Below are 13,319 nucleotides of genomic sequence, written 5' to 3' on the forward strand. Positions count from 1 at the left end.
GCCCCGCCGCACCCGGTCTGCGGCGGGGCGTCGTCGTGTGTGGGCACCCGGCTGCGACACTGGGCGCATGCGTGTCCTCGGCATCGACCCCGGTCTGACCCGATGCGGCCTGGGCGTCGTGGACGGTCTGTCCGGGCGGCGGGTCCGGATGGTCGCGGTCGGGGTTGCACGCTCCGGGCCGGAGGAGGACATCGACCAGCGGCTGCTGCGGATCGGCGACCAGATCGAGGTGTGGCTGGAGGAGCACGCCCCGGACACGGTCGCGATCGAGCGGATCTTCGCCCACGACAACCTGGACTCGGTGATCGGGGTCGCCCAGGTCACCGGGATCGCGATGCTGGCGGCCGCGCGGCGGCGGATCCCGGTCGCCCTGCACTCGCCGAGCGAGGTGAAGGCGGCGGTCACCGGGAACGGCCGGGCGGACAAGCCCCAGGTGCAGCACATGGTCACCCGCCTGCTCCAGCTCGCCGAGACCCCCAAGCCCGCCGACGCGGCCGACGCCCTGGCGATCGCGATCACGCACCTGTGGCGGCCGGCGGGCGCGGTGGGCGGTCCGCAGCGGGCGCCCGGGTCGATGACCGCCGCCCAGCGCGCCTGGGCCGAGGCCGAGCAGAAGGCCCGCCGGGTGCGCGCCTGACGCTGCGTGTCGTTCGTACACCTGTTCGCACCCGTGGCAGACTGCCCGGCAGTTGTCGATCGTCGAACGGAAGGACCCGGTGTGATCGCCTCGGTGCGCGGGACGGTGCTGACGGTGCGGTTGGATGCCGCGGTGGTCGAGGTCGGTGGGGTCGGGATGCTGGTGCAGGCGACTCCCACGACGCTGGCCGGGCTGCGGGTCGGGCAGGAGACCCGGTTGGCCACCTCGATGGTGGTCCGGGAGGACTCGCTGACCCTGTTCGGCTTCGCGGACGACGACGAGCGCGATGTGTTCGAGGTGGTGCAGTCGGTGTCCGGCGTCGGCCCGCGGCTGGCGCTGGCGATGCTGGCGGTGCACACGCCGGACGGGCTGCGGCGCGCGGTGGCCACCGAGGACCTGGCGGCGCTGAAGCGGGTGCCGGGGATCGGGCAGAAGGGCGCCCAGCGGATCGTGCTGGAGCTCGGTGACCGGCTGGGTGTGCCGGTGAGCGACGGGATCGGCGCCGGCCGGGCCCAGGCGGCGCCGGCGGACCGACGGGACGAGGTGGTCGAGGCACTGGTCGGCCTGGGCTGGAACGTCAAGGTGGCCCAGGACGCGGTGGCCGGGGTGCTCGCCGACACCGAGGGGCCGATCGGCGCCGACGAGGTCGCGGGCGTGCTGCGGGCGGCGCTGCGTGGGTTGGGTGCCGGCCGTGGCTGACGTCGAGCTGCCCGAGGACGACGGGGGAGAGTCCCTGGTCCGGGCGGGCGCGGACGAGCTGGAGCGGGCGGCCGAGGCGGCACTGCGGCCCCGGCACCTGGACGAGTTCGTCGGCCAGGCGGTGGTGCGCGAGCAACTGTCGCTGGTGCTGCAGTCGGCGCTGGCACGCGGGCGCACCCCGGACCACGTGCTGCTGTCCGGTCCGCCCGGACTGGGCAAGACCACGTTGGCGATGATCATCGCGGCCGAGTTGGGCACCTCGCTGCGGGTGACCAGCGGCCCGGCGATCCAGCACGCCGGCGACCTGGCGGCGATCCTGTCCTCCCTGGAGGAGGGCGAGGTGCTGTTCCTGGACGAGATCCACCGGCTGGCCCGTCCGGCGGAGGAACTGCTCTACGTCGCGATGGAGGACTTCCGGGTCGACGTCGTGGTCGGCAAGGGCGCCGGGGCGAGTGCGATCCCGCTGGCGCTGCCACCGTTCACCGTGGTCGGCGCGACCACCCGGGCCGGGCTGCTGCCCGCCCCGCTGCGGGACCGGTTCGGCTTCACCGGGCACCTGGACTTCTACGCCGACCACGAGCTGGAGCGGGTGCTGCTGCGCTCGGCCGGACTGCTCGGCGTGCCGCTGGACGTGGAGGCCGCGTCCGAGATCGCCTCCCGGTCGCGCGGGACCCCGCGGATCGCGAACCGGTTGCTGCGCCGGGTCCGGGACTGGGCGGAGGTGCGCGGCACCGGCGAACTGACGTTGGATGCCGCCCGGGCCGCGCTGGAGGTCTACGAGGTCGACGTGCGCGGCCTGGACCGGCTGGACCGGGCGGTGCTGACCGCGCTGTGCACCCGGTTCGGCGGCGGGCCGGTGGGCCTGACCACCCTCGCGGTGGCGGTCGGCGAGGAGCCAGAGACGGTCGAGACGGTGGCCGAGCCGTTCCTGGTCCGCGAAGGGCTGATCGGTCGCACCCCGCGCGGCCGGGTGGCCACCGCCGAGGGCTGGGCGCACCTGGGGCTGTCCGCGCCGGCGCCCACCGGGACCCTCTTCGGCTGAGCACGGCCCCGCGAGCCGTCCGCCGGGAACCTCGCCCGTCCCGCACTCGTTAGGAGCCCCGGAGCCGTGGCGCCTAGACTGCGGCGGACGTCATTCGTAGGGAGCACCGTGGATCCTCTGATCATCATCCTCGTCATCGGCGTCGCCGCCATGTGGTTCATGTCGCGCCGGGCGCGCAAGCAGCAGCAGGCGGCGGCCAGTTTCCGCGACAACCTGCAGCCCGGCCAGGAGGTCATGACCGGCTCGGGTCTGTTCGGGACCGTCGTGGGCGTCGAGGGTGACGTGGTGACCCTGGAGTCGACCCCGGGCACCGAGACCCGGTGGCTGAAGGCCGCGATCGCCAAGGTCGTGGAGCCGCCGGTCGAGGACGAGGACGAGGACATCGAGGACCCCGAGGATTCGGAGACCGACGAGTTCGACGTCACCGACCGTCCGCTGACCGACGAGGGCACCACCATCGAGCCCTTCGGTGACGAGGACGGCAAGAACAAGAACTGATCCGACCGGGCAAGATCCCGGCGTTCAGCCGGCCGGGGCCCTACCATCCGTACCGCCCGCATTCCGCGGGCGGTACGCGCACGAGAGAAGAAGAGCGTTGGCCCCTCCCACACGCCGCCGGCACAGCCCGGCGCGCCCGCTGATCACGCTGGTGGTCTTGATCGTCGCCGTCTTCGCCGCGCTCTTCGCCGGGACGAAGTGGTCCGACGCGACCTGGACCCCGAAGCTCGCCCTCGACCTCGAGGGTGGCACCCAGCTGATCCTGGCGCCCCGGACCGAGGACAACTCGGCGGTCAGCCAGGCCACGATCCAGCAGGCGATCGAGGTCATCCGGCAGCGGGTGGACTCCTCCGGTGTCGCCGAGGCGGAGATCAGCAGCCAGGGCGGGTCCAACATCGTCGTGGCGCTGCCCGGCAAGCCCAGTGAGGCCACGCTCGACCTGGTGCGCACCTCCGCCCAGATGGAGTTCCGGCCGGTGCTGACCTACGCCGACCCGACGCCGACCGATGACTCCACCGCGGACGCGTCCGCCACCGCCGACCCGTCGGCCGAGGAGACGGTGAGCCCGGACGACGCCGCCACCGCCGAGCCCACCGACGGCGCCACCGCGGAGAACTCGTCGGCCTCCACCGACGCGGTGTTCCAGAACGCGGTCGCCACCTCGCAGGACCAGGCCGTGGTGCGCAACGCCGCCGCCACCGACGACCCGAGCGCCGAGCCGACCGCCGAGGCCACCGACGGCACCGACGCGACCGGCCCCGAGTCGCCGAGCGACACCGACTACTACGTCACCCAGGAGGTGCTGGACGAGTTCAACGCGCTCGACTGCACCGACCCGGACAACCTCACCGGTGGTCAGGACTCCGACCCGGACGCCGCGATGGTCACCTGTGACCCGTCCGGCACGGTGAAGTACATCCTGGGCCCGGTCGAGATCACCGGCGACCACATCTCCAACGCCTCCTCCGGCATGGGCGTGAACTCCCAGGGCGTGTCCACCGGTCAGTGGGTGGTCAACCTGGAGTTCGACAAGACCGGCACCGAGCAGTTCACCGAGGTCACCACCCGGCTGCAGGGCCTGACCTCGCCGCAGAACCAGTTCGCCATCGTGCTGGACGGCCTGGTCATCTCCGCGCCGTCGCTGTCCTCCGGGACGATCATCTCCGACGGCAAGGCGGAGATCTCCGGCTCCTTCACCCGGGAGACGGCGACCACGCTGGCGAACCAGCTGAAGTTCGGCGCGCTGCCGATCTCCTTCGAGGTGCAGTCCGAGGAGCAGATCTCCGCGACCCTGGGCTCCGAGCAGTTGGAGAAGGGCCTGATCGCGGGCCTGATCGGCCTGCTGCTGGTCGTGCTCTACTCGCTGTTCCAGTACCGGGCGCTCGGCTTCGTCACCGTGCTGTCCCTGGTGATCGCGGCGGTGATGACCTACGGGGTGATCACCCTGCTGTCCTGGACCCAGGGGTACCGGCTCTCGCTGCCCGGTGTGGCCGGCCTGATCGTCGCGATCGGTATCACGGCGGACTCGTTCATCGTGTACTTCGAACGCATCCGGGACGAACTGCGTGAGGGCCGCACCCTGGTCGCCGCCGTCGACCGCGGCTGGGAGCGGGCACGCCGCACCATCCTGGCCTCCGACGCGGTGAACTTCCTGGCCGCGATCGTGCTGTACTTCCTGGCCGTCGGCTCGGTGCGCGGGTTCGCGTTCACCCTGGGCCTGACCACGCTGATCGACCTGCTGATCGTGTTCCTGTTCACCCACCCGGTGATGCTGATGATCGCCAAGACCAAGTTCTTCGGCAGTGGTCACCCGCTGTCCGGCCTGGATCCGCGCCGGTTGGGCGCCCCCACCGGAACCCGGTACGTCGGCCGCGGGCGGGTGGCCACCGGCCGCCGCGCCGAGCCCGCCGACGCCGGGCTGTCCAGCGAGAACCCGCTGGTCGCCACCACCGTGGCCGGCGGCACCATCGCCGAGCGCCGCGCCGCGGCCAAGGCGGCCGCCGCGGGGACCACCGGCGCCGAGTCGATCGGCGCCGAGTCCACCGGCGCAGGCTCCACCGGCGCCGGGTCCATGGGCGCCGACGACACCGGTCCCGGCAGTCCCGGGACCGCACCGGACGATCCGGCGCAGGACGGCAGCACCCCGGCCGAGCGCACCGAGGGGAACGACTGATGGCTGTGAACTTCGCCCAGTGGGGCAATGACCTCTACACCGGCCGCCGGTCGTACAACATCGTCGGCCGCCGCCGGCTGTGGTTCCTGATCGGCGGGATCCTGGTGGTCCTGTCGGCGATCCTGCTGATCAAGCCGGGTCTGCAGCCGGGCATCGAGTTCCGCGGTGGCTCCGAGTTCACCGTCTCCAACGTGAGCTCCACCGACCAGCAGCCGGCGATCGATGCGGTCGCGCAGGTGGCCCCGGACGAGGTCCCGCGGGTGACCACCGTCGGGTCCTCCGGCATCCGGGTCCAGACCGCCGAGCTCACCAACGACCAGGTGGAGCAGGTCCGGGTCGCACTGGAGGAGGCCTACGGCGTCACCGACGACGACGTCGCCTCGTCCTACATCGGCCCGACCTGGGGCGCCGACGTGTCCAAGAAGGCCGGCACCTCGCTGGTGGTCTTCCTGGTGCTGCTCGCCGTGGTGATGACCGTGTACTTCCGCAACTGGCGGATGGCGGCGGCGGCGATCATCGCGCTGTTCCACGACATCGCGGTCACCGTGGGCGTCTACGCCGCGGTCGGCTGGGAGGTCACCCCGGCGACCGTGATCGGCTTCCTGACCATCCTGGGCTACTCGGTCTACGACACCGTCGTGGTCTTCGACAAGGTCCGGGAGAACACGGTCGGGGTGACCGAGCAGGGCAAGGCCACCTACGAGGAACGCGCGAACCTGGCGGTCAACCAGACCCTGGTCCGGTCGATCAACACCTCCGTGGTCGCCCTGCTGCCGGTGGCGGCGATCCTGTTCATCGGTGCCTTCGTGCTGGGCGCCGGGACGCTGCGTGACATCGCGCTCGCCCTGTTCATCGGCATGTTCGTCGGCGCGTTCTCCTCGGTCTTCCTGGCCACCCCGCTGGAGGTCGCGTTCCGGCTGCGGGAGAAGCCGATCCGGGAGCACACCGCCAAGGTGCTCGCCGCCCGGTCGGCCGCCGTGGTCGAGGCAGGCGACGACACCGCCACCGCCGACTCGCTCCGGATGACCGGCCAGATCCGTCCGGGGTCCCACCAGGGCACCTCCGCCCAGCCGCGCCGGAAGGGCCGCTGATGACCACCTCGCACCAGGACGAACAACTCGCCGAACGGATCTCCCAGCTGGTCCGGGACGTGCCGGACTACCCGAATGCCGGCGTGATCTTCAAGGACATCACGCCGCTGCTCGCGGATGCCGACACCTTCGCCGCCACGGTCAAGGCGATGGCGCACGCGATCCCGGGCCCGATCGACCTGGTCGCCGGGATGGAGGCGCGTGGCTTCATCGTCGCCGCCCCGGTCGCCCAGGAGCTCGGCGCCGGCTTCGTGCCGATCCGCAAGGCCGGCAAGCTGCCCGGCCCGGTCGCCCGGCGGGAGTACGAGCTGGAGTACGGCACCGCCGCGGTGGAGGTGCACCCCTTCACCGTCCGGCCCGGATCCAGGGTCCTGGTGGTGGACGACGTGCTCGCTACCGGTGGCACCGCGCTGGCGACCATCGAGCTGCTGGAGGAATGCGGCGCCGAGGTCGTGGGGTTGAGCTTCTTGATGGAGCTGACGTTCCTGCCCGGGCGTGAGCGCCTGGCGGGGCATCCGCTCAGTGCGCTGCTGAGTGTGGACTGAGCTGGTCGTAGAATCGTCCGATCGTCCGTCCGGGACGGTGGTGACCGGCCTGGGGCCGAGGGGAGGTGGGTGTCATGGCGGATTCCGTGCGCACGCCTGACGCCCGCGAGACCCCCGCGGTCACCGGTGCCACCGCCCGGGTGCGCCAGCGCCTCGCCCGGTTCGGGCAGGGCCGGGTGCCCGGTCAGACCGCGGCGATCGAGCCGCTGTTGCAGGCGGTGCGGACCAACCACCCCCGGGCCGATCTCGGTCTGATCGAGCGCGCCTACATCACGGCGGAGAAGGCCCACCGCGGGCAGCTGCGCAAGAGCGGTGACCCGTACATCACCCACCCGGTGGCAGTGGCCACGATCCTGGCCGAGCTCGGGATGACCCCGCCGACCCTGGCGGCCGCGCTGCTGCACGACACGGTCGAGGACACCGACTACTCGCTGGATCAGCTGCGCACCGAGTACGGCCCCGAGATCGCCATGCTGGTGGACGGCGTGACCAAGCTGGACAAGGTCACCTACGGCGACGCGGCGCAGGCCGAGACCGTGCGCAAGATGGTCATCGCGATGTCCCGGGACATCCGGGTGCTGGTGATCAAGCTCGCCGACCGGCTGCACAACGCCCGTACCTGGAAGTTCGTCCCGCAGCACAAGGCCGAGGGCAAGGCCCGCGAGACCCTGGAGATCTACGCCCCGCTGGCGCACCGGCTGGGCATGAACACGATTAAGTGGGAGCTGGAGGACCTGTCCTTCGCCACGCTCTACCCGAAGGTGTACGAGGAGATCGTGCACCTGGTGGCCGAGCGCGCCCCGGCCCGCGAGGAGTACCTGGCCACCGTCCGCGAGCAGGTCGGCGGCGACCTGCGCTCGGCGAAGATCAAGGCCACGGTCACCGGCCGGCCGAAGCACTACTACTCGATCTACCAGAAGATGATCGTCCGCGGTCGCGACTTCGCGGACATCTACGACCTGGTGGGCGTGCGGGTCCTGGTGGACACCGTGCGGGACTGCTACGCGGCGCTCGGCACGCTGCACGCGCGATGGAACCCGGTCCCCGGCCGGTTCAAGGACTACATCGCGATGCCGAAGTTCAACCTGTACCAGTCGCTGCACACCACCGTGATCGGCCCCGGCGGCAAGCCGGTGGAGATCCAGATCCGTACCCACGACATGCACCGTCGTGCCGAGTACGGCGTGGCGGCGCACTGGAAGTACAAGGAGAACGCCAAGAACCAGGGCGGCGGCGACGAGCCGGACGGCGCCGACATGACCTGGCTGCGGCAGCTGGTGGACTGGCAGAAGGAGACCGCGGACCCCTCGGAGTTCCTGGACTCGCTGCGGTTCGAGATCGCCGACGGCGAGGTGTACGTCTTCACGCCCAAGGGTGACGTGATGGCGCTGCCTGCCGGTGCGACCCCGGTGGACTTCGCGTACTCGGTGCACACCGAGGTCGGGCACCGGACCATGGGCGCCCGGGTCAACGGCCGACTGGTCCCGCTGGACACCAAGCTGGAGAACGGCGACGTCGTCGAGGTCTTCACCTCCAAGTCGGAGACCGCCGGACCGTCCCGCGACTGGCTCGGCTTCGTCACCAGCCCGCGTGCCCGGAACAAGATCCGGCAGTGGTTCACCAAGGAGCGCCGCGAAGAGGCGATCGAGCACGGCAAGGACTCGATCGCGAAGGCGATGCGCAAGCAGAACCTGCCGATCCAGCGGTTGCTGTCGCACGAGGCCCTGGTCGGCCTGGCGAACGAGATGCGCTACGCGGACGTGTCCGCGCTGTACGCGGCGGTCGGCGAGGGCCAGGTGTCCGCTGCCTCCGTGGTGCAGAAGCTGGTGCAGGCGATGGGCGGCGAGCCCGGCACCGAGGAGGACATCGCCGAGACCGCGCGCCCGGGCCAGACCGCCCGGCGGGTGCGCACCGGCGACCCGGGTGTCGTGGTCAAGGGCGTCGACGACATCTGGGTGAAGCTCGCCAAGTGCTGCACCCCGGTGCCCGGCGACGACATCGTCGGCTTCATCACCCGCGGTGACGGGGTCAGCGTGCACCGGTCGGACTGCATCAACGTCGGCCAGTTGCGCCAGCAGCCCGAGCGCATGGTGGACGTCGAGTGGAGCCAGGGCACCGGTGGGCTGTTCCTGGTCCAGATCCAGGTCGAGGCGCTGGACCGGTCCCGGCTGCTGTCGGACATCACCCGGGTGCTCTCGGACAGTCACGTCAACATCCTCTCCGCGTCGGTGTCGACCTCCCGGGACCGGGTGGCGATGTCGCGCTTCGTCTTCGAGATGGCCGAGCCCTCGCACCTGGCCTCGGTGCTGGCCGCGGTCCGCAAGGTCGAGGGCGTCTTCGACGTGTACCGGATCACCGGCGCGAAGGCGGATCACCAGCCCGTCGGCGGCTGATCCGGCGTCCGGGTCAGCCGAGCCGGCGCAGGGCCTCGCGCAGGGTCCGGTCGCCCCGGACCACCCCGCGCTGACGTCCGAGCCCCGCCACCCGGTTGAGGGCCGCCTGCAGGTCGACTCCCTGGCCGGCCAGCCGCAGGAGCCGGGGGAGTGCCGCCACCGGCTCGGTGAAGCAGGCCAGGTCCACCGCAGTGCGCAGCGGGGTGGTGACCGGCACGCCGGCGATCTCGGTCCGGTCCCGCGCGGGCAGGACGTTCTGGTGCAGGATCCGGCCGGGCAGGTTCCGTGGCCGGTGCGCCCCCGGTGGTGAGATCAGGGCGAGCGCGGTCGGCCCGGCATCGCCGACGTGGATCCAGTACGCGGTGGCGCCGCCGAGCAGCCAGCCGCGGGGGAGCAGCCCGTGCAGGGCGGCGGCCCGGTGTGCCGGGGTGGGGCGGCGGCGCACCGGCATCGCCACCCCGGGGGCGACGACCCGCAGCGCACCCTCGTGGACGAGGATCTGCCAGGCGATCGGGTCGAGGTCGGTGGGCCGGAACAGGCCGTCATCGCGGGCGGCGGGCCTCAGGGGCGGGGGCATCGTGGTCACTGACATGGCTCCACCCTGCGCCGGTCGGCGGGCGGTGCCCAGCCCCTCGGACGGATCTGGGGACAACCTGCGGTCCAGTGCCGGCTGTGGACAGACGAAGGGCCCGGAACGTCGCCGTTCCGGGCCCTTCGGTGGCGGAATCAGCCGCGCGACTCGTTCGCGGCCCGCTGCACCTGCTCCAGCCACGAGCGCCGGGCGTCCAGGGCGGCCTGCGCCTCCTTGATCTTGCGCTCGTTGCCGGCGGCCTTGGCGGCGGACAGGTCGTCCTCGAGCTGGGCGATCGCCTGCTCCAGCTGCGCGGCCGCCCCCTCGGCGCGGGCCCGGGTCTCCGGGTTGGTGCGCCGCCACTCGGTCTGCTCGGCGTCGCGGATCTTGCTCTCCACGGCGCGCAGGCGACCCTCGACCCGCTGGATGTCGGCCCGCGGCACCTTGCCCGCCGCCTCCCACCGATCCTGGATCGAGCGGATCTTCTGCTTGGCGGCGGACAGCCCGGCGGACACGTCGATCGCCTCGGCCTCGACGAGCAGGGCCTCCTTGACCTCCAGGTTCGCCCGGTACTCCTCGTCGATCGCGGCGTTCAGGGCGTCCCGGGCCTGGAAGAAGGCATCCTGGGCGGCACGGAACCGGGCCCACAGCGCGTCGTCGTCCTGGCGGGACGCCCGGCCGGCGGCCTTCCAGCGCGTCATCAGGTCGCGGAACTTCCCGGCGGTCGGACCCCAGTCGGTGCTGCCGGACAGCGCCTCGGCCTCCTGGACCAGCTGTTCCTTGGCCGTCTTCGCCGAGGCGTTGCGGGTCTCCAGCTCGGCGAAGTAGTGCCGCCGCTCACGGTCGAAGGTGGTCCGGGCGTGGCTGAACCGCTTCCACAGCGCTTCCTCGGTCGGGCGGTCGATGCGCGGGCCGGAGCGCTGCGCGTCCTTCCACTCGTCCAGCAGGGCGCGGAGCTGCTCGCCGGCGGGACGCCACTGCATCCGTGCCGGGTCGGTGGCGGCGATCTTCTCCGCCTTCTCCACGATGGAAGTGCGGGCCTCGATCGCGACCTGCTTGGCGGCGGCACGCTCGGCCTCCACCTGGGCGCGCCGCTCGGCGGCCACGCCGCGCAGCGCATCCAGCCGGTCGCGCAGACCCGCCAGGTCGCCCACCGCGGCGGGCTCGCTCAGCTCCTCGGTCAGCCGGGTCAGGGTCTGGTCGATCTCCTTGACCGCCAGATCGGTCGCCTGCAGCCGGGCCTCGAAGACCGCGACCTTCGCCTGCAGGTCCAGGAACCGGCGGACGTACAGGCTCAGGGCCTCCTCCGCCGTGGCACCGGGGAACTGGCCGACCGGGCGCTCGCCCGCGGACTCGCGCACGTAGACCGTGCCCTCGTCGTCGACCCGGCCGAACTCGGCCGCGGCCTTCGCCTCCGCCGAGTCGTCCGGGGCGGGGGTCGGGGCCACCGGGGTGGTGGGTGCCGCGGCCGGGCCACCCGAGCGGGGCGCACCCGGGCGGGGACGCAGGGCGCTGGGCTTGGGGGCACGCGGCCGGGGGGTGGTGGCCGGGGTCGGCGCCGGGGCGGGGGCAGCGGCGGGCTGAGCGGCCTCGTCCATCGCGGGAGCGCTGTCGCTGTCGGCCGCGGACGCGTCCCCAGCGTCGGTCGCCGTGGCTTCCGCCTCCGCGACCCCACCCTCCGCGGCGTCCACCGTGGTCGCGTCCGTGGCGTCCGCGGCGTCCACGGCCTCGGCAGCAGAACCGTCGGTCGCGGCGTCACCGGCGGACGCCTCGGCGGCGGCGTCCTCCGCGGCGGCGGTCGAGTCGCCGGTGGCGTCAGCCACGCTCTCGGCGGCAGGAGTCAGGTCCTCGGCCTCGGCGGTCGGCTCTGCAGCCGTCTCCTCGGTCGCAACGCCTTCTGCGGCGACCTCGTCAGCAGCAGCCTCGCCGGCGACCTCCCCGGGCGCAGCGGCCCCGGTGTTCGTCGTCTGCTCGGCCGCGCCCTCGGTGTCGGTGGGCGGGGTGGTGGCGTTCTCGGTGCCGGGCTGGTCGGCGGGGGTCTCGGTCACTGGGTCTCCACTCCCTCGATGGTGACGCGGTTCGCGGGCTGGCCGTCGGTGGCCCCGTCCGCGACACCCGCGTCAGCGATGGCCTGGATCACGTCGAGTCCCGATGTGACCTGGCCGAACACGGTGTACCCGCCGCCGTCTGTCGGCAGCTCGGTGTCTTCGTACACGATGAAGAACTGCGACCCCTGGCTGTCCTCCTCCGAGGACCGGGCCATCGCGATGGTGCCCGCGGGGTAGATGCCGTCGGCCGGGGCGTTCTCCACCGGGCCGAAGGTGTAGCCGGGGCCGCCGGTGCCGGTGGCGGTCGGGTCGCCGCACTGCAGCACGAACAGGCCGTCGGTGGTGAGCCGGTGGCAGTCGGTGCCGTCGAAGTAGCCCTCCTGCGCCAGGGTCACGAAGTTCGCGACCGCCTGGGGGGCGGCCTGGCCGTCCAACTCGATGCCGACCTCGCCGGTGTTGAGCGCGATGGTGCCGGTCCAGGTGCGGTCCTCGGCGACGGCGGGGTCGGGGACCTCGCCGCCGTTGCCGGTGCGGGCCTCGCCGCCGATGGTCTCGGCGGAGCTGGTCGGGCTGGGGGTGTCGGTGGCGTTCGCGGTGGCGCCGGAGTCGTCGCGGCCGAGCAGGACGACGGTGGTCACGCCGATGCCGAGCACCAGGACGGCGGCGACGACCCCGGCGATGACCCGCTGCCGGCGGCGCTGTGCCCGCTTGGCCGCCTGGCGCTGCTGCCACTTCTCGTACCGGCGGCGTTCGTACTCGCGCTCGCGCTTGCTGGACGGCACGGACACTCCCTGGGCTCGACGCTCGCGCGCGGGCAGTCCCGCGCCAGCGGACAGTCTAGGCGGGCGCGTGCCCAAGACCGGCACTCCGCGGCTGGTCGGGGCGTCTGCCGGTGGTGGTCGCGGGCCGATACCGTGGGCAGATGCGCATCCTCACGCTCACCGCGCCGGTGTTCGGTGCCTGCTGCTACCTGATCGTGGCCGACGACGGCGACACCGTGGTGGTGGACGCCGGGGGCGGGGTGGCACCGTCGGTGGCCCGGGTGGTCGAGGAGGACCGGCTGCGGATCACCGGGGTGCTGGCGACCCACGGGCACGCCGACCACGTCTGGGACGCCGGCCGGGTCGCCAATGCCGCGGGGGTGCCGCTGACGGTGCACGCCCGGGACGCCTATCGGCTGGACGACCCCTTGGAGTCACTGGGTGGCGTGCGGTCCGGGGTGCATGCCGCACTGGAGTCGATGGGCATGTCGGCCACCTGGCGGCCGCCGGCGGGACGGGAGCTGATCGGCGCCGGGGAGGACGGCGAGCGCACCGCGGACGCCGAGCTGGTGTTCGGCTCGGTCCGGCTGGTCGCCCGGCACGCGCCCGGGCACACCGAGGGGTCCACGCTGTACCTGGTGGGCGAGGACGCGGTGTGCACCGGCGACGTGCTGTTCCGCGGCACGATCGGGCGCACCGACCTGCCCGGTGGTGACACCGCGGTGATGGGACGCACGCTGCGCGAGGTGGTGGCCCGGCTGCCGCGGGACGCCGCCGTACTGCCCGGACACGGCCCGTCCGGGACGGTGTCCGAGGAGCTGGCGACCAATCCGTTCCTGGCCGACCTGGCAGGATGACCCG

General features: G+C 72.6%; 12 protein-coding genes. 9 read left to right on the forward strand and 3 right to left on the reverse strand.

What is annotated here, in order from left to right; genetic code table 11:
* The first annotated feature begins 67 nt into the window (after window positions 1–67).
* The 8 genes from ruvC to HGA03_RS04110 all read left to right on the forward strand — a co-directional run bounded on the left by ruvC (window position 68) and on the right by HGA03_RS04110 (window position 9,078).
* Entirely contained in the window at window positions 68–637 is a 570-nt protein-coding gene (ruvC, locus tag HGA03_RS04075) for a crossover junction endodeoxyribonuclease RuvC (RefSeq protein WP_168628970.1), read from the forward strand.
* A gap of 81 nt (window positions 638–718) precedes the next feature.
* On the forward strand, window positions 719–1,336 hold the full coding sequence (gene ruvA / locus HGA03_RS04080; RefSeq protein ID WP_168628971.1) for a Holliday junction branch migration protein RuvA: 618 nt from the start codon (window positions 719–721) through the stop codon (window positions 1,334–1,336).
* Window positions 1,329–2,378 (forward strand): Holliday junction branch migration DNA helicase RuvB, encoded by a 1,050-nt coding sequence (gene ruvB / locus HGA03_RS04085; RefSeq protein ID WP_168628972.1) that lies wholly within the window; start codon window positions 1,329–1,331, stop codon window positions 2,376–2,378. Before ruvA ends, ruvB begins: the two co-directional genes overlap by 8 nt.
* Window positions 2,379–2,486: 108 nt before the next feature.
* On the forward strand, window positions 2,487–2,876 hold the full coding sequence (yajC, locus tag HGA03_RS04090; RefSeq protein WP_168628973.1) for a preprotein translocase subunit YajC: 390 nt from the start codon (window positions 2,487–2,489) through the stop codon (window positions 2,874–2,876).
* Window positions 2,877–2,973: 97 nt separating this feature from the next.
* On the forward strand, window positions 2,974–5,049 hold the full coding sequence (gene secD / locus HGA03_RS04095; protein WP_168628974.1) for a protein translocase subunit SecD: 2,076 nt from the start codon (window positions 2,974–2,976) through the stop codon (window positions 5,047–5,049).
* The gene (secF, locus tag HGA03_RS04100; protein WP_168628975.1) at window positions 5,049–6,140 is read left to right on the forward strand and encodes a protein translocase subunit SecF; all 1,092 of its coding nucleotides are present in this window, start codon (window positions 5,049–5,051) and stop codon (window positions 6,138–6,140) included. Before secD ends, secF begins: the two co-directional genes overlap by 1 nt.
* The gene (locus tag HGA03_RS04105) at window positions 6,140–6,685 is read left to right on the forward strand and encodes an adenine phosphoribosyltransferase (RefSeq protein WP_168628976.1); all 546 of its coding nucleotides are present in this window, start codon (window positions 6,140–6,142) and stop codon (window positions 6,683–6,685) included. Before secF ends, HGA03_RS04105 begins: the two co-directional genes overlap by 1 nt.
* Window positions 6,686–6,759: 74 nt before the next feature.
* Complete coding sequence (locus HGA03_RS04110) at window positions 6,760–9,078, forward strand: RelA/SpoT family protein (RefSeq protein WP_168628977.1); 2,319 nt, start codon at window positions 6,760–6,762, stop codon at window positions 9,076–9,078.
* Between the two features lie 13 nt (window positions 9,079–9,091).
* Here the strand turns inward: HGA03_RS04110 and HGA03_RS04115 are convergent, their stop codons facing one another.
* The 3 genes from HGA03_RS04115 to HGA03_RS04125 form a co-directional block, all read right to left on the reverse strand.
* The gene (locus tag HGA03_RS04115; RefSeq protein ID WP_168628978.1) at window positions 9,092–9,670 is read right to left on the reverse strand and encodes a hypothetical protein; all 579 of its coding nucleotides are present in this window, start codon (window positions 9,668–9,670) and stop codon (window positions 9,092–9,094) included.
* A gap of 134 nt (window positions 9,671–9,804) precedes the next feature.
* Window positions 9,805–11,697: a DUF349 domain-containing protein gene (locus HGA03_RS04120; protein ID WP_239073453.1), complete on the reverse strand. Its 1,893-nt coding sequence runs from the start codon at window positions 11,695–11,697 to the stop codon at window positions 9,805–9,807.
* Window positions 11,694–12,479: a peptidylprolyl isomerase gene (locus HGA03_RS04125; protein WP_168628979.1), complete on the reverse strand. Its 786-nt coding sequence runs from the start codon at window positions 12,477–12,479 to the stop codon at window positions 11,694–11,696. The genes HGA03_RS04120 and HGA03_RS04125 overlap by 4 nt, the downstream gene beginning before the upstream one ends.
* Before the next feature lie 140 nt (window positions 12,480–12,619).
* Here HGA03_RS04125 and HGA03_RS04130 point away from each other — a divergent pair, with 140 nt between their 5' ends.
* On the forward strand, window positions 12,620–13,315 hold the full coding sequence (locus tag HGA03_RS04130; RefSeq protein ID WP_168628980.1) for an MBL fold metallo-hydrolase: 696 nt from the start codon (window positions 12,620–12,622) through the stop codon (window positions 13,313–13,315).
* The last annotated feature ends 4 nt before the right edge of the window (window positions 13,316–13,319 follow it).

This window comes from Cellulomonas denverensis (assembly GCF_012396125.1).
Taxonomy (GTDB): domain Bacteria; phylum Actinomycetota; class Actinomycetes; order Actinomycetales; family Cellulomonadaceae; genus Cellulomonas; species Cellulomonas denverensis.

Coding starts and splice junctions, on each gene's coding strand:
- HGA03_RS04110 (WP_168628977.1), top strand. CDS start 6,760: ATGGCGGATTCCGTGCGCACGCCTGACGCCCGCGAGACCCCCGCGGTC.
- HGA03_RS04105 (WP_168628976.1), top strand. CDS start 6,140: ATGACCACCTCGCACCAGGACGAACAACTCGCCGAACGGATCTCCCAG.
- HGA03_RS04115 (WP_168628978.1), bottom strand. CDS start 9,670: ATGTCAGTGACCACGATGCCCCCGCCCCTGAGGCCCGCCGCCCGCGAT.
- ruvC (WP_168628970.1), top strand. CDS start 68: ATGCGTGTCCTCGGCATCGACCCCGGTCTGACCCGATGCGGCCTGGGC.
- secF (WP_168628975.1), top strand. CDS start 5,049: ATGGCTGTGAACTTCGCCCAGTGGGGCAATGACCTCTACACCGGCCGC.
- HGA03_RS04130 (WP_168628980.1), top strand. CDS start 12,620: ATGCGCATCCTCACGCTCACCGCGCCGGTGTTCGGTGCCTGCTGCTAC.